The 16033-nt window shown below is 32.3% G+C and carries 14 protein-coding genes and 1 rRNA gene; 11 read left to right on the top strand and 4 right to left on the bottom strand.

All coding sequences use genetic code 11. The annotated features are described in order from the left end of the window. Positions 1-261: 261 nt before the first annotated feature. The 5 genes from GUB10_RS15620 to GUB10_RS15600 all read left to right on the top strand — a co-directional run bounded on the left by GUB10_RS15620 (position 262) and on the right by GUB10_RS15600 (position 5184). Complete coding sequence (locus GUB10_RS15620; protein WP_193712387.1) at positions 262-822, top strand: restriction endonuclease; 561 nt, start codon at positions 262-264, stop codon at positions 820-822. Positions 823-839: 17 nt separating this feature from the next. Then, positions 840-3758 (top strand): AAA family ATPase, encoded by a 2919-nt coding sequence (locus GUB10_RS15615; protein ID WP_193712388.1) that lies wholly within the window; start codon positions 840-842, stop codon positions 3756-3758. A 196-nt stretch (positions 3759-3954) separates the two neighbouring features. Continuing rightward, on the top strand, positions 3955-4194 hold the full coding sequence (locus GUB10_RS15610; RefSeq protein WP_193712386.1) for a type II toxin-antitoxin system ParD family antitoxin: 240 nt from the start codon (positions 3955-3957) through the stop codon (positions 4192-4194). After that, positions 4187-4471: a type II toxin-antitoxin system RelE/ParE family toxin gene (locus tag GUB10_RS15605; protein WP_193712385.1), complete on the top strand. Its 285-nt coding sequence runs from the start codon at positions 4187-4189 to the stop codon at positions 4469-4471. The genes GUB10_RS15610 and GUB10_RS15605 overlap by 8 nt, the downstream gene beginning before the upstream one ends. A gap of 260 nt (positions 4472-4731) precedes the next feature. Further along, on the top strand, positions 4732-5184 hold the full coding sequence (locus GUB10_RS15600) for a hypothetical protein (protein WP_193712384.1): 453 nt from the start codon (positions 4732-4734) through the stop codon (positions 5182-5184). A gap of 222 nt (positions 5185-5406) precedes the next feature. Here GUB10_RS15600 and GUB10_RS15595 read toward each other — a convergent pair whose 3' ends face one another. Beyond that, positions 5407-6030, bottom strand: coding sequence for a LysE family translocator (locus GUB10_RS15595; protein ID WP_193712383.1), 624 nt, complete (start codon positions 6028-6030; stop codon positions 5407-5409). Positions 6031-6136: 106 nt separating this feature from the next. Here GUB10_RS15595 and GUB10_RS15590 point away from each other — a divergent pair, with 106 nt between their 5' ends. The 6 genes from GUB10_RS15590 to GUB10_RS15565 all read left to right on the top strand — a co-directional run bounded on the left by GUB10_RS15590 (position 6137) and on the right by GUB10_RS15565 (position 12379). After that, entirely contained in the window at positions 6137-7030 is an 894-nt protein-coding gene (locus GUB10_RS15590; protein ID WP_193712382.1) for a LysR substrate-binding domain-containing protein, read from the top strand. Positions 7031-7379: 349 nt separating this feature from the next. Beyond that, a complete protein-coding gene (locus tag GUB10_RS15585) occupies positions 7380-9224 on the top strand; it encodes a cystathionine beta-synthase (RefSeq protein WP_193712381.1) in 1845 nt (614 codons plus the stop codon). A 201-nt stretch (positions 9225-9425) separates the two neighbouring features. After that, the gene (locus GUB10_RS15580) at positions 9426-10004 is read left to right on the top strand and encodes a TetR/AcrR family transcriptional regulator (RefSeq protein ID WP_193712380.1); all 579 of its coding nucleotides are present in this window, start codon (positions 9426-9428) and stop codon (positions 10002-10004) included. A gap of 15 nt (positions 10005-10019) precedes the next feature. Next, positions 10020-11021 (top strand): NADP-dependent oxidoreductase, encoded by a 1002-nt coding sequence (locus tag GUB10_RS15575; RefSeq protein ID WP_193712379.1) that lies wholly within the window; start codon positions 10020-10022, stop codon positions 11019-11021. Between the two features lie 10 nt (positions 11022-11031). After that, complete coding sequence (locus GUB10_RS15570; protein ID WP_193712378.1) at positions 11032-11709, top strand: type 1 glutamine amidotransferase domain-containing protein; 678 nt, start codon at positions 11032-11034, stop codon at positions 11707-11709. A 226-nt stretch (positions 11710-11935) separates the two neighbouring features. Continuing rightward, positions 11936-12379 carry a hypothetical protein gene (locus GUB10_RS15565; RefSeq protein ID WP_193712377.1) on the top strand — a complete coding sequence of 148 codons (444 nt, stop codon included), beginning with the start codon at positions 11936-11938 and terminating at the stop codon, positions 12377-12379. A gap of 13 nt (positions 12380-12392) precedes the next feature. Here the strand turns inward: GUB10_RS15565 and GUB10_RS15560 are convergent, their stop codons facing one another. From GUB10_RS15560 to rrf, 3 genes are all read right to left on the bottom strand, one after another. Next, positions 12393-13586 carry an acetate/propionate family kinase gene (locus tag GUB10_RS15560; protein ID WP_193712376.1) on the bottom strand — a complete coding sequence of 398 codons (1194 nt, stop codon included), beginning with the start codon at positions 13584-13586 and terminating at the stop codon, positions 12393-12395. A gap of 6 nt (positions 13587-13592) precedes the next feature. Next, on the bottom strand, positions 13593-15686 hold the full coding sequence (pta, locus tag GUB10_RS15555; RefSeq protein WP_193712375.1) for a phosphate acetyltransferase: 2094 nt from the start codon (positions 15684-15686) through the stop codon (positions 13593-13595). Between the two features lie 232 nt (positions 15687-15918). Continuing rightward, a 5S ribosomal RNA gene (gene rrf / locus GUB10_RS15550) occupies positions 15919-16027 on the bottom strand. Positions 16028-16033 lie beyond the last annotated feature (6 nt).

Here is a 16033-nt window from a genome sequence, read left to right as displayed (position 1 = left end):
CTTGTGGATGTCGATTCCTATGAATAACTTTGGTTGGGCAGTAACTCGGGATTCCATATCTTTAGTTTTTATGGTGAATATTAAAGATACTCGATTACTGCTTTTTCATTGATGCTAAAAACAATTGCGTCTTTGTGTCCTGCGGACACAGCCGCGCAAGCATAAAAGTCGGTAATTTTAGCTATCTTAGTTTCCAACCAACCCGCAACTGATTGTTATACAAGACCGTTAGCTGTCAGGCAAAAAACACCCAATAAATAAGTGACAAATTTTGACTTCCATAATTTATTATTTCCTTCAGAATTTGAAGAATTATGCAGAGATATATTACAAATTAAAGAATCACCTTTAAAATTTAGAACCTTTGGAGAATGGAGAGATAATGGAATTGATATAGAATGTACAACTTCAAAAGAAAGAATAATAGGTCAATGTAAGCGCTATAACCCTTCTAATTATCCTGCTTTAAAATCTAGCCTAAAACAAGAGGTGTTGAAGTGCAAAAAATTAAATGCAGACAGATATATTCTTTGTGTTAGCTTATCTTTGGGAGTTGGACAGTTTGAAGATATTATTACACTTTTTGATGGACATTTAAAAAAAGATGACATAATTGATAGCAAAAAGCTTAATCAATATTTAGGAGAACAAGAATATCAACATCTTAAAAAATCCTACTCTAAATTACTTGTTCCTAATCTTTCATATGTAGAATCATTACTTGATACCATTATAAATAAAGAGGTTTATAGAAAATTTCATAAAACCACTGAATCATTTCTGAGAGATATAAATAAAAACACAAACTTTTTTATAATGTAAAAAATCTTAAAGATTGTATTTCTCTTTTAGAAGAGAAAAAGGTATTAATATTAACTGGAAATCCTGGAGTTGGAAAAACTACTACAGCAAAAATGATTGCGAACTACTTCATTAGTCAAAAAGTAGAAAGGTTTTTGTTTGTAACAGGAGACAATTTAGAGGAAGCAGTAGGAGTTTTTTCAAATGAACAAAACCAATTAATTGTTATAGACGATATTTGGGGACCAAATATAAGCTCAAACTATAAAAATGATGTCAAACTACGAGATTTTGCTAGAATTATTAATGACTTCAAAAATAGTTCAAATCATTATCTTATTCTCACTTCACGGGAATATATAATTAAGGATGTTCTCAATAATTCGAACTTTGAGTTCGATACCAAAGATATTTTAGAAACAGACACATTTATTATCAATTTAAATGAATATAGTAAAGAAGAAAAAGCACGAATACTTCTTAATCATCTTATATTTTATGGATTTGAAAAAGAATATATAACCTACCTAAAGTATGAAGATACTTTAGAAAATATTGTAAACCATAGAAACTACTCGCCTAGACATATAGAATACTTCATTAAAAAATATCTAAAAAAAGAAAGCCAATATCATTACTCATTTTACAAAGAGCTATACAAATATTTAGATAACCCAAAGGAGTTTTGGAATCATAATTTTAGAAAAAATACAAGCGACACTTCTCAATTAATCTTATTAATTATATTAATATCCAGTGACCCTGTTGATTTATTAGATTTAGAAGAAACTTTTAATTCAATTCAACAAAATGCAAGAATAACAGTAAACAAGGATATTAGACCTGAAGAGTTTAGTAATGAACTTAAGCTTCTTGAAGACTTTTATATTATATCTGAAAGAATGGAGTATTCTACTCAAATATTAGTACGGTTTCAAAGTCCTGGGATTAAGGATTATCTTCTTGAATATTTAAGGTCTGATGGGAAAAATTGGATTAAACCATTAATCGAAAATGCTCTTTTTTTTAATCAATTAAACTTCATATTTGATACAACAAATAGAGAAATTCAAGATTATGATTCAGATATTTCGCTTTTTGGTCAAAAAATTATTTTAAATGATATTTTACAAAACACTTTAAAAGTAAAAATACTTAAAGAGTTTGAAACGTTAAATTTTTCCACGCTAGAAGAGAGGGAATTTTCAGGAGAATTTGGCAAATATAATAAACCAGAAGAAACAAAATATTGGAAACTAATTCTAACTAATAATCTCTTTGATATTTCTAAATCACAAAATATTGATGTAAGAAATTTTATAATACAAAAAGTTCAAGAAGATATAGAAAATTACAATTCTGAAAAGCTAAAAATAGTGAACTGGCACTCAATGCCTGAATTCCCAAGAATCATAAAAATAATTAAACCATACACTAACCTAGATTCAGTAAAAATCATAGCTCAGTATTATGATAGTATTACTTTCACTCGTGAATTTGATAGTTTCTATAATTTCAAAGAAATATTTCCCGAGACATTTAATACCTTTTTAAATAGCAACATTAAAAAAATAAGGAAAGCCATTCGATATCAAGTGATTGATGATATTGATTACTATCGATGGTATGATATGGACAACGAACTAGATTCACATATGGATTACTACATCGAAGATGTATTCAAAAAATATGGCTTACGCTTTACATCAAAATTCATTAATGAAATTGAAGAAATGGCTGAACAGTCATTTAGGTATTCGATTAAAAAAACAAAATCTTCTAAGAAAAAAGCTTCAAAAAAAACTATTTCAAGAAATGAAAAAATTGAGCCTAAACCATTAGATACGATTGTAGATGAATATTTGCCAGATGAGTATTACGAAGAATTCAATACAGCTTCATATTTAAAAAATAGTTTGCTAGATAAAAAACTAGTGAATGAATTAAAGCTAGAGTTGAAAAACGAAGATTCCATATTAACTTCATTTAAAGAAAACAAATATATTTTTTCAGCATTTATTGAATTTCTCGTTAGTAAAAATATAGACTTAAATGATTTCAATAATTATTCAATTATAGATTCATATTTTGACTACTATTGTATTTCTAAAAAATTAAATTCAGAAATCTTAAAAGAATTTTTTTTTCAACTAGCAAATGATAGTTTTTCTTATCATAGTTCTATCACAGAAAAGAAGATAATACAGTTATTAGCCGAACATAAAATTGTTGAAATTTCAACAAAATCACTAAACCCCATTATAATAAGTGACAAGCATTGGTTTACTTTCTCTAGTTATGAATTTAAGCTTTATTTTATCATAGAATATTTAAAAAAAATTATTGATGATAAAAACTTTAAGGAAAAAGTTATAGATACATCTTGTGAGATTTATGAACTTAAATTATTGCAAATGTTGAGTAATGCTTGTCCACAGAGATTGAATTTCATTTTTTATTCTGAGCTTAATCGTTTTATTGACTCGTTAGATTTAACTTCTAAAAAAACAATTACAATTTCTATTATAAAATTCTTTAATTTAGAATTTGACTTAGAGTGGAATAAAAAAAGTAAGAAATTTGAGGAAAGTTCGTCCTCAAATTCTGAAACTTTTATTGAAATGGTTCTTCAATTTTTCAATATTAATTTTCATATAACTAGTTTGGATATTTTCTTCTTAAAAGATTATTACACAAAGGATAATATTCTCAATTATAAAATTAACAAAAAAGCATATAATGAGCTTTATCACAAAGTAATAAATACAGAAACGAAAAGAGAAGGGATTAGTATTCTAAACAATCGAAATGCAACATATTTTGATATTAAACTTTTCAATTTCGCTATTGAAGAGGATAATTATGTAGTTCTAAAGAAGATAGGTATGGAAGATTATTTACTTGAGATTTATGAAAATATTCTTAGCATAGTAAAACGTACAAGCCCGAACAGCTAACAATGTGTATAAGTAATAGCGGTTTAAGTGATAAAACGAAAGATAAAATATAGGACAAAGTTCAGTGCAAAACTGAAAGGTTTGTGAGTAGAAATCCGCTACTACTCATACACGAGACCGTTAGCAACAATATTTTCACACAAAAAATTTGCAATTGATTCTTTTCTGGTGCAATTTTACATCAAAAATAAATATCATGGCTAGACAAAGTATTTCATTTACAGAACCAAACGACGAGTGGTTAAAATCTCAAATTGAGAGTAAAGAATATTCAAGCAAAAGTGAATTGGTTAATGATCTAATAAGACAAGCTAGAAATCAGCAAATCCAAATTGATTGGATTAAAAGTAAATTAGAAAAAGCTGAAAAAAGCGGGTTTACAAATGACAGTAAAGAACAGATTTTAGCAAAATCAAAGTCTTTACTTAATGAGTAAATATAGATTAAGTAACGTAGCTAAAGAAGATTTAATTCGAATTCATCAATTTGGAGTAAAAAGATTTGGAGTAACTCAAGCAGATAAATATTTCGAAACATTTTTTGAATATTTCAACCTTATAGCCGAGCAACCTTTCACTTTTGAATCAGTTGATTTTATTAAACCTGGATATAGAAGATGTGTGTGCGGATCCGATAGCATTTATTATCGGGTAGAGAACGATATTGTCGAAATTATGACAATAATTGGAAAACAAGATTTAAGTAATATTTAATCAAAATCCAGCAAGAAAATACGGTTGCCAACAGCGGTTTATCTCGAATCACGGGTATTATCGTAAAAAATGTAATTTTAGAAACCTAGAAAGAAAATGGTAATCCGACAAGTCAGCGTGCCTTCTCCCCCAACTTGCGATGATCTCAAACCTTTATAAACAATTTTAAGACTTTAAATTTAACTTTTAAAACAATTGTTGTCTTTGGTAGAAATATGTAATGTAAAGACAAAATTGAGTTAACAACTGAAAATTCGAAAATGCTATTAGAAGATATAAAAAGAGAACCCACATTTAAAGAACTAAAATTTAAGAATTTAATTGTAAAAAAAGAGTATATCGAATTTTATAATGAAATAACTGCAGGAGATGAATTGTTTAAAAATAACAATAAAAAAGTTGGTAATGGAGAAAAAATCTTAATCCCTGGAAAGGTTCAAAAGAATGGAATTGTATGGCGGCACGACTATGGACATAATTTTTATACATATGAATTTGCCGTGAAGGAAGGCCGAATGTATTTAAATGGATTTATATATAAAAATGGGAAATGGAAAAGAACAATTTCATCAATAACTAATACTAAAAATTTTAACAGTAAAGCGTCAGCACTACTAACCGTTAGTGCACTTTTAGTAGGAGTTATCGTTGCTCCGGTATTAAGGATTGTCGATTTATTAAAAACCCCTTTTAAATCGAAAAAAATTAAATAGCATAAACCTTTATCTCACCTTACTATTTTTAGTTTGCGTGCCTACTAAAGGCAATAAAATGACGTATCCCTGTCCTTTTATAAAAATTTAATACACAATAATATCTTAGTATCTATATAAATTGCTTAGAAATATGTTTAAAACTTAAATCTAGGTCAATCAATCATATTTTTTGGTAAAATCACGGCAAAAATATGTAATTAACTAAAGAAGCCAATAGAACTAAGTAATGGCAATTTTAATAGCCATAATTATAAAAATGAATCCGCTAAATTTTGTGAGCCATAAACCTGCAGTGGGTTTAGCTTTAACTTTTTGAGAAAATATACTGGCAAATAACGTAATTATAGAAAACCAGGCCACTCCCAAAATGGCATATGTAACTCCCAGTAAAATAAAAGGAAGTGGGTCTTCAATTTGCGTCGGAGCTATAAATTGCGGAAAAAATGCTAAAAAGAATAATGCAACTTTTGGATTTAATGTATTTGTAAACAATCCAGAAAAAAAGTCATTTTTTTTGCTATTACTGCCTTCAGGTTTTGCTGCATCTGCAAATAAATCCTGCTTCTTCTTCAACTGTAAAAATCCCAAATAAATAAGATAAACAACTCCCGCATATTTCACGATTGCAAACATCAAAGCCGATTTGGCAATTAGAACAGCAAAGCCCAACGCAGCAAAAAAGGTATGAATAAGGATCCCGGTATTCACGCCTAAAGTGGCATAAATTCCAGATTTCTTTCCGTTGGCTATAGATTTATTTAAAACAAACATAGTGTCTATACCCGGTGTCATGATAAAAATCCCTGCGGTAACTATAAAGGCTGCAAAGTTATCTGGTAACATGTGTCTACTTCTTTTTAATATTTTAAAACAGGCCACAAAGCAACTGAATTAAAAATCATTAAAAAATACTTATTTTTGATTGAGTAATGCTAAAAACGCATTAATAATGACTTTACAACAAATACAATATTTTCTAGAATTAGCTAATGAATTACATTTTTGGCTTACATCAGAAAAGCTTAATATCTCACAGTCTTCTTTAAGCAGGAATATTCAATCTTTAGAAGAGGAAATAGGAATTAAACTATTTGAAAGAAACAAGAGAAATGTGGCTTTAACAGATGCCGGTTTGTTCCTCGAAAAGCATTGGAGCCTATTAATAGATGACTTCAACCGAATTCACAGGCAGGCGAAAAAAATTGACGAAGGTGTCTCCGGTGCCATTTCTATAGCATATCCTGGGTCTATTGCCTTTAAATTTCTACCCGATTTACTAAAAACAATAGACCATAACTTACCCGATTTAAAAATTGAACTTACAGAACCAACCGATCAAAATCACGAGAAATTACTATTAAGTTATCAAATAGACATCTCCTTTAGCAGAGATAAAATTTTAAATTATGGCATTTCCTCTTTAAAATTGTACACAGAGCCTATTTATTTGGTTGTTCCAAATAATCATTGGACAACCAAATCCGAAACTATAAACTTTAAATCCCTGCAAGATGAAAAGTTCATCATATCAGGATTACATCATACTACTTTTTTTGCCTCTACCTTAAGAAATATTTTTCAGAAATATGATTTTGAGCCTAATCAAACGCTGGAATCTGATTTTGGTGGTATGATTTTAACTTTGGTATCCAGGGGTATGGGAATCTCTATCCTCCCCTACTCGTTTAAATTTGCTAAAAGCGAAAATGTAACTTTTATTGATATAAATGAAAATATTGATCTTTATATTAACTGGAGAAAAAATGATAAAAATACGGTAATTAAAAAAGTGGTCGATTATTCAACAAAGCTAGGAAACACCTTTTATTTAGATAAAGATTAGCAGCAATATAAGCTAGCTATAAAAATCGTCTTCATAAGTTTACCTCATTACATTATTATTTAAATTTTACTCAATCCGAGGTTTATTGCTCAAGACCTTTAAGTAAACTACCCCGAGGTATTACAGCCTTTGGCAGTGCCAATATAAAATCAATAAGCCATATATATTCTTCGAAAAAGTAGTTTTAAAAGCTTTTCAAACAGGCTTGTTCTAAAAAGATCCTTAAATAGTTCAGTTTAAAATTTCATTTCCTAAGCCTTTTGCCATAAAAGTATTGAAACATCTGTCTTACTCATTTTCAATAAACCTAATAAATCTTTACTTTCGGGTTCTTTAAAATGAAAAGACGATGGAAGAAAAAAAACTGATTGGATTTATTGAGAATGTATTAAAAAATATTCCTGGCGACTGGCTGAAACTTACCACCCACCGATTGGATATTTATAATGAAGACCTCGCAAAAACTGAATTCTTAAACCAATTTGAAGGGCTTTATAAAAATAATAATTCTAAAATTGAAGCACTTAGCAAACTACCCACTGCTTTCGATTATATTAGACTGGGACATCCATTATCCTCTGTTCTGGAATGGGCAGTAGCACAATTAAATGGGTTAAAATCAGAAAGTGTAATCAGTTTTGCTTCTAGAACAATACCCGTTCTCGCAGTGCTAAGAAAAAACTTTATCGATAACAAAAACACGCAAATTAACTATTCAGGAGAGTTACCGGGCTTTTTTGATTTTGAAACAATACGTCGTGTCTACGGCTATGATTTTGAAGTAAAACAAGTTGAAAGCCCGGATCATATTTCCGATTTTAATGGCAGTACTATTTTTATTTCTCAAAAAGATGAAATAAATACTTTTGAGCTTCATCCAAAAATAGACTTTTTAATAAGTCTTCAACCTCCTTTGGGAAGCCTTCTATTGGCAAATAACGAGCAAGATGAAGGTTACGTGTCAGAAATCCAACATGTACGGCGAAGAGAAACTATTGCCATGACACCCCAAAATTCTTTTTATGCCCTACAAAAACTTGTTGATTCCTCGTTTTCGCTTAAAAAAAATAGCCAGGTACAAAGTGATAAAACCAGTGTTGTAAATTCAATTCATAAAATTACCGCTACCAATTCAAATGTGCAGCTTGGGTCTTGTGGGCTCTCTATTCAGTATGCGATTATGATGGGGCTTATTGATAATGCTCTGAAAAATTACCCGGGTAAGGATATTAAAATTATTGTCCCTCCAAATTGCTATGGTGGCACCAACGACCAGGCAAGACGGGTAGCTGCCTGTGTTAAAAATGTTGAAGTTTTAGACCTCCCGGTAGATGGTGGTAATAACATGGTTAAGAGCGTAGACCAGGTGTTAACAAAAGTTGCCCAGGAAGGAGGTATACCCTTTATTATTGCTGAAATTCCAACTAATCCAAGAGTTGAAGTTCCAGACCTGGAAGACCTAAGAACTGTTTTGAGCAAACCCCGAAAAACTGCATTGAATAAAATTGCGATTGAACCGGTTTTTATTCTGGATCAAACATTTTGTCCAAACGTTCAGTTTCTAAGTAAAGACGGCATACTAGCTAGCATTAAAACCATCTCTTACGTTAGTGGTTCTAAATTCCCAAGTGGAGGAAAATGCACGGCCGGCTACTGTGTTGCTAACGAAAAAGCTGAATTTCTAATGCCGGTAATAGCGAAGCACCTTCAGCTATGTGATAACGAAGCCACCGATCTTCAAATTAAAATATTAGCCGAACAATTGCCCTCAATGAACCAGCGGATAGCAGATGCCTACAAAAACACCCGTGAATTTGTCTCCTATATTGAAGAAAAGTTGCCTACGGCCAAAATCAACTTTGTTTCAGAAGCTTTGGCGAAGGAAGGTTTTACACCATCTGTATTTTCGTTAGACCTACCTACCAGGGGCAATACAGAAGCAGAAAAAGAAACTTACAAAAGAGCTTTAAACCAAAAGCTTATAAATATGATGATTACTCAAATTCCTGATGAAAGTAAATATTGTGTAAGTTATGGCCAGTTAAAAGGTTGTTACTGGACTATTCCGGCTACTTCTACTCAAGGCACTACTAAAGAAGCCGATAAAGATTATATTGCCCGGGTTTCAGTGTCTCCCAATTTAGACCTGGAGCATCATAAAAAGGTTTTTTCAGAATTTATTGACCAATTATAAAAACCTTAAAAACTAGTCCTTCAAGAAACTTCATATCTTTTTTGAAAAAATAACATTTTTTTTCCAAGCTAAACACCGGTTAAAATGACGTGCATTTTACCCGGTGTTTTTTATGAATTTAAGTTAAATAAACGCTAAATCATATTTTTAAAAATGAATGAACGTTCATTTTTTATAGTTTTGCATAGAATCTAAAATGAAATGAATACACTTCCAAAAAGTCAGCAAAAAAGAGATGCGCTTGTAAAAGCTACCATAAGGCTTGTAAATAATAATGGCTTTCACGCAACTCCTATGTCTAAAATTGCGAAGATGGCAGAAGTTTCTCCGGGAACTATTTACCTATATTTTAAGAACAAACAAGATTTGGTTAATCAGGTTTATATTGAAGTAAAAGCTGCTTTTAGCGAATTTGCTTTTAGAGATTATAAAGAAGATTTAACGGTAAAAGAAGGGTTTAAGAATATCTGGAAGAATATTGCTGAATTTAAATTAAAAGAAATTGAAGAAGCTATGTTTTTATCTCAATGCGATAACACTCCCATTATAGATGAGCCAAGCAGGCAGGAGGGTTTAAAACACCTACAGCCATTATTAGATCTTCTCGAAAGGGGGCAAAAAGAAGGAATTATCAAACCTGTTTCCCCTTACATGTTATATGCCTTCAGTATTTATCCTATTGCTTTTTTTATGAATATGCAGGAACATGCCATCTTTAAACTGACTAGAGAAAACATAGAGGAGGCTTATGAAATGGCCTGGAATAGTATTCAAGTGTAATAAAAAAAGAAAATTATGAGTACAACAAGAACAATAAAACTAAAAAATAGACCTATAGGGAAACCTGGTTTAAACGATTTTGAATTTACAAGCACAGAAATTCCGGAATTAAAGGAAGGCGAAGTATTATTAAAATCTGAATATGTATCAGTAGACCCATATTTAAGAGGAAGAATGAGCGACGCTCCATCATATATTGCCCCGTTTGAAGTAGGTAAACCCATAGAATCCGGAATTGTTGCCGAAGTCCTGGAATCTAAAACAGAAAACTTTCATAAAGGAGATCATGTATTAGGTGCATTGGCCTGGAAAGAGAAGCAAGTTGCTAAAGCCAAAGGACTTATGAAAGTAGATGAAAATATGGCTCCACTTTCAGCCTATTTGGGAATTCTTGGTATGACGGGTATGACAGCTTATCTAGGCTTAACAGAGATAGGAAAACCCAAAGCGGGAGAAACACTGCTGGTATCTGGCGCTGCCGGTGCAGTAGGCAGCGTTGTAGGACAAATTGGTAAGATTTTAGGTCTAAGAGTGGTAGGAATTGCCGGTACAGATGAAAAAATAGCATTACTAAAATCTAAATTTGGTTTCGATGAAGGAATCAATTACAACACGACCAAAAACATGAGCGAGGCCATTGGCCAGGCCTGCCCGGATGGTGTAGATGTGTATTTTGATAATGTAGGAGGTGAAATATCTGAAGCTGTTCTCTTTAATATTAATAAATTTTCCAGAACGGTTAATTGCGGTGCCATTTCTCAATATAATAATACCGAACTCCCAAAAAGCATTAGTGTTCAGCCATTTTTGGTTAAAAAAAGTTCGTCTATGCAGGGGTTTGTAGTCTTCGATTATGAAGAGAAGCACCCAGCTGCTATCAAACAACTAGCACAGTGGCTAAATGAAGGAAAATTAACTTACACCGAAACCATTAAAGAAGGATTTGAAAATATACCACAAGCCTTCCTGGATCTTTTTGACGGTAAGAATAAAGGAAAAATGGTAGTTAAACTATAAAGTTAAAGATATGAAGGTACTATTTGTATTAACCTCTCATGACAAACTGGGAGATACCGGAGAAAAAACAGGATTTTGGGTAGAAGAGTTTGCGGCCCCTTATTACAAATTACTGGACAAAGGAGCCGAGATAACGGTAGCTACCCCAAAAGGTGGTAAGGCACCTATTGATCCTAACAGTGAAACAGAAAATGCACAAACCGAAGACACCAGGCGTTTTTATAAAGATAATATGGCTCAAAAAGTGATTGAGAATACACTTAGATTGGAAACTCTAAAAGCTGAAGATTTTGACGCAGTTTTCTATCCGGGAGGTCACGGTCCCCTATGGGACTTAGCAGAAGATAAAGTTTCTATAAATTTGATAGAAGCATTTCACAGGCAGGAAAAACCCATTGCATTTGTATGCCACGCACCGGCAGCGCTTAAAAATGTAAAAAATGTAGACGGCACCCCTCTAGTGAAAGGAAAAAAAGTAACAGGTTTTACAAATACTGAAGAAGAGGTTGTTCAGTTAACAAATGTAGTTCCATTTTTAGTAGAAGATATGCTAAAAGAAAAAGGAGGCATTTATTCTAAATCTGATGATTGGCAAGTAAATGTATTAAAAGACGAAAATCTAATTACCGGTCAAAATCCTGCATCTTCAGCTAAAGCAGCCGAAATCTTATACAAAGCTCTCCAATAAAATAGAAGAAAACTAAATTTAAAGCCTGTGAATCTTTTGGTTCCAGGCTTTCTTTCGCAAGTATAATTTCTGAAAACTATAGAAATAAGCCCACATACAATCAAATTATAATTTTTTAATAATTGTTTAATGTTCTTTAACGGCTAAACCTGTAGTTTTCTTGTTACTTTTATAAGAAATCCCCTCTATTTCTAAAAAAATTTTCAATTTTTTAAAACTTAGAAAAATGTTGTGGAAACCTTCGGAAGTAGATCATCTTGAAAATTATTACATAGCAAATTATACAGCAGCTATGTATTATAAACACGCTATTCTAACCACCACAAAACCTTATTTAAAGCGCCTTTTCAAATCTTTATACAATCATAAAAAGACGCTTAAACAGGATTTAGACAAACATATCTTAGAAGCGAAAGATCAGGAATACCTGGACCAGCTTTTAATAAAGTGCAAAAAGGAAGTACTTAAAATGCAGAAGAAATTAAATACTACTTCAAATTTAAACAAAGGTCGAATATGTACAGAAATAGAAAATTACTTCATTAAACATTTAAAAGATACTTTAAAGCTTTTAACCGATGGAAGTTTAAGAAATACGCTTTTATCCCATAAGCATTCTTCCAAAGCTTTAAAAAACCAATTGAATACAGTAAGTAAATATCTAATCTAAATAATTAAATATTCTACACCTGCATATCTAATTCATAGGCTTGTTTCGCGATTTCTAATTCCTCATTTGTTGGTATAACCAGTATTTCAACTGTAGCATCATCAGCCTGTATACTTCTCATATTTTTGCTACGCTCTTTATTTTTTCCTTCGTCAAGTTTAATTCCGAAGAAGTCCATTTCACTGCAAACCAAACTTCTAATTACATCACTATTTTCACCAATTCCGGCTGTAAATACCAGGGCATCTACCCCATTCATTGCAGCGGCGTAAGCACCAATATATTTTTTAATCCGGTAAGCATTCATATCCAGTGCTAATTGACACTTTTTATTTCCCTTTGCAGCCTGCTCTTCAATATCCCTTAAATCGCTATACCCGGTAATTCCATACATTCCACTTTTCTTATGCAAAATATCACTTACTTCATCTATGGAATATCCTAATTGATTAACCAGATAAAAAATTACAGATTGGTCTATATCCCCGCTCCTGGTTCCCATAATAAGCCCGTTAACTGGCGCAAAACCCAAAGAATGGTCCACACTTTTACCATCTTTCACAGCAGTAATACTACAGCCATTTCCTAAATGAATACTTATAATTTTCGAATGTTTATTTTTTAAGTAACCAATGGCCTTCTCGGTAACATATTTATGACTGGTACCATGAAAACCGTATAATTGAATATGATCTTTTTCAAAAAAATTATTAGGAATGGCATATTGCGCAGCCTTTCTGGGTATAGATCTATGAAAAGCGGTATCAAAAACAGCAACTTGCTTGGCATTAGGAAACAGTTCTTCTGCAACCTCAATTCCTTTTAAATTAGCCGGGTTATGTAATGGAGCTAAAGAGAAAAAATCTTTTATTTTAGTTTTTACTTCTTTATTTATAACGATGGTTTTAGAAAAGTTATCACCTCCGTGCACTACCCGATGTCCAATAGCCGCAATGTCATCCACATTTTTAATAATTCCTTTTTCTGAATCCATTAAAAGATTGGTAATCGCTTTTAAAGCTACCGCATGATCTTTAACCGGAAGAGCCTCTGTAATTGTATCCTTCCCGGTTTTAAAATGAAGTTTCGCTTCTTGTAAACCTATACGTTCCATAAGTCCTGAAGCCAATACCTTTTCGTCAGGCATCTGAATTAATTGAAACTTTAAAGACGAACTTCCTGAATTTATAATTAAAATATTCTTCATGCCTAATTATATTCCTTGAGCCTGTATGGCAGTTAAAATTACTGTATTATATATATCAGCCACGGTACATCCACGACTTAAATCGTTTACCGGTTTATTTAATCCCTGAAGCATAGGCCCAATTGCCAGTGCGCCGGTTTCTCTTTGTACGGCTTTATAAGTATTATTTCCGGTATTTAAATCAGGAAATATCAAAACATTGGCCTGCCCGGCTACTTCAGATTCCGGCAATTTGCTTTTCCCCACACTTATATCTACTGCCGCATCATACTGAATAGGCCCTTCTATTTTAAGATCAGGTCTTCGTTTTCTAACAATTTCAGTAGCTTCTCTTACCCTATCAACATCGGCACCTTTTCCTGAAGATCCTGATGAGTAGGACAACATAGCTATCTTTGGATCAATCCCAAACGCAGAAGCACTTTCGGCAGAAGAGATACTAATCTCTGCCAGTTCTTCGGCAGAAGGGTTTGGATTAATTGCGCAGTCACCAAATACTGATACCCTATCTTCTAAGCACATAAAAAATACAGAAGAAACTACAGAAACATTTGGTTTGGTTTTAATAAACTGCAAGGCAGGTAATATGGTATGTTGGGTAGTATGTGCCGCCCCTGATACCATCCCATCAGCAGCGCCTTTATAAATCATCATAGTACCATAATAAGAAACATCACACATTCTATCTTTAGCCATATCCATATTCACCCCTTTATGTTTTCTCAATTCATAAAAAGTCTTTGCATAATCTTGCAAATTTGGAGAGTTAATAGGATCGATAATATTCACTTTTGAAAAATCGAGATCCAACCCAATTTTAGCAACGGTTTTGTGAATGATATCAACATCACCAAGAAGAGTGAGTTCTACCAGATTCATATCTATAAGACGCTTAGCAGCAGTAAGAATACGCTCATCTGTTCCTTCCGGTAACACAATATGCTTTTTACTTTCTCTGGCACGTTGCACCAAACCATACTGAAACATTCTTGGTGTTATTCCTTGCGGATTATAGTTCATTAACTTTTCAACTAAAGGATCAAAGGATACATAACGCTCAAAAATACTAATGGTGGTTTGAATTTTTTGGATACTATCGGCATAAATATTAGATTTTATAGCACCCACCATGTTTGTCACCGCAAAGGTTCCCTCTTTAACTGAAATAATAGGAACTATTTCCGATAGACCTTCAATAAGTTTTAAAATAGAATCTTCGGGAGTCAATCCTCCGGTTAAAATAATACCTGAAATCCTCGGATAATTACTGGAAATATTAGCCTGAAGTGCCCCCAGAATAATATCGGCCCTATCGCCAGGAGTAATTACCAAACTTTCGTTTTTTAAGGTTGTAAGATAGTTACGTAATTGCATAGCTCCTACTCCAAAATTTCCTGTTTGGTTATCAAGAAAATCGTGACCAAATAAGACCTTTCCATTCAATACCTGGACAATCTCTTTTAAAGTAGGGTTGTTAAGCGTATCTACAAAAGGAATAGCAAAAACGCCTACTTCTTCCGGTAAAAATGCCCTCATATTCATTTTAGCAGGCTCAAGATTTTCTTGCTTAATTTTATTACTTACCATTCCAATAACCTGAACTTCCTTATCCTTAAAAGCCCGGTAAGCCATTTGCTGATATCCTAAAAGTTCTTCCCAGTTTTTGAATTGACCACTAACTACTATTATAACAGGAATACCAAGGTTTTTAGCAATTACTACATTTACATCGAATTCAAAAACACTCCCCTCTCCTGAAAAATCACTACCTTCAACAAGTATAAAATCAAATTCTTTCTCAAGCTTCTTATATTTTGATATAATAGTATCTATAATCTCGCCCGATTTACCTTCGTTTCGCTTTTGAATTACTTCACTACGCGTGAAAGCAAAAGTATCCTCATATGGTATTTTTAAATCAAAATAACTTAATACAGTATCTATATGATTATCTCGTTTACCTTTCGGCACATCATTAATGACGGGCCTGAAATATCCAACTTTAACCATTTTTCCTAAAAGCGTTCTCATTAAACCTAATGAGATCATAGACTTTCCGCTATGGGATTCTAATGTAGCTATATAAATTCCTTTATTCATAGTATCTAAATTGTTAGGCAAAAATAAAGGTAATAAAAGAATTGAGCTTTTTAGAAATCGCCAAAAGAAAGTAAACCTGACATCTATCAGCTTTTGAAAAATTAAAAGAACAAAAAGGAAAATTGTGTTTAGTGTAGAAAAGACATGATGAAGAAATTTTTAATACCCCCCCTTCCCGAAAAATTAGCTCAAAAAAAAAAGACCTTTACATTGCTGTAAAGGTCTTTTAAAAAAAAGGCGGTGACATACTCTCCCACAAATAGCAGTACCATCTGCGCTAACGGGCTTAACTTCTCTGTTCGGAATGGAAAGAGGTGAGCCCCGTTGCCATAACCACCTTAAGTCTT

The sequence above is a fragment of the Salegentibacter sp. BLCTC genome (genome assembly GCF_015143665.1).
In the GTDB taxonomy this organism is placed as follows: Bacteria; Bacteroidota; Bacteroidia; order Flavobacteriales; family Flavobacteriaceae; genus Salegentibacter; species Salegentibacter maritimus.
The sequence above is the reverse complement of the archived record's forward strand: the minus strand, read 5'-3'. Positions and strand labels throughout refer to the sequence as shown.

Excerpts from the sequence above, each read along its gene's own strand:
- GUB10_RS15580 (WP_193712380.1), top strand. The coding sequence starts at position 9,426 with ATGAATACACTTCCAAAAAGTCAGCAAAAAAGAGATGCGCTTGTAAAA.
- GUB10_RS15560 (WP_193712376.1), bottom strand. The coding sequence starts at position 13,586 with ATGAAGAATATTTTAATTATAAATTCAGGAAGTTCGTCTTTAAAGTTT.
- GUB10_RS15610 (WP_193712386.1), top strand. The coding sequence starts at position 3,955 with ATGGCTAGACAAAGTATTTCATTTACAGAACCAAACGACGAGTGGTTA.
- GUB10_RS15595 (WP_193712383.1), bottom strand. The coding sequence starts at position 6,030 with ATGTTACCAGATAACTTTGCAGCCTTTATAGTTACCGCAGGGATTTTT.
- GUB10_RS15575 (WP_193712379.1), top strand. The coding sequence starts at position 10,020 with ATGAGTACAACAAGAACAATAAAACTAAAAAATAGACCTATAGGGAAA.
- GUB10_RS15565 (WP_193712377.1), top strand. The coding sequence starts at position 11,936 with ATGTTGTGGAAACCTTCGGAAGTAGATCATCTTGAAAATTATTACATA.
- GUB10_RS15605 (WP_193712385.1), top strand. The coding sequence starts at position 4,187 with ATGAGTAAATATAGATTAAGTAACGTAGCTAAAGAAGATTTAATTCGA.
- GUB10_RS15585 (WP_193712381.1), top strand. The coding sequence starts at position 7,380 with ATGGAAGAAAAAAAACTGATTGGATTTATTGAGAATGTATTAAAAAAT.
- GUB10_RS15600 (WP_193712384.1), top strand. The coding sequence starts at position 4,732 with ATGCTATTAGAAGATATAAAAAGAGAACCCACATTTAAAGAACTAAAA.
- pta (WP_193712375.1), bottom strand. The coding sequence starts at position 15,686 with ATGAATAAAGGAATTTATATAGCTACATTAGAATCCCATAGCGGAAAG.
- GUB10_RS15570 (WP_193712378.1), top strand. The coding sequence starts at position 11,032 with ATGAAGGTACTATTTGTATTAACCTCTCATGACAAACTGGGAGATACC.
- GUB10_RS15590 (WP_193712382.1), top strand. The coding sequence starts at position 6,137 with ATGACTTTACAACAAATACAATATTTTCTAGAATTAGCTAATGAATTA.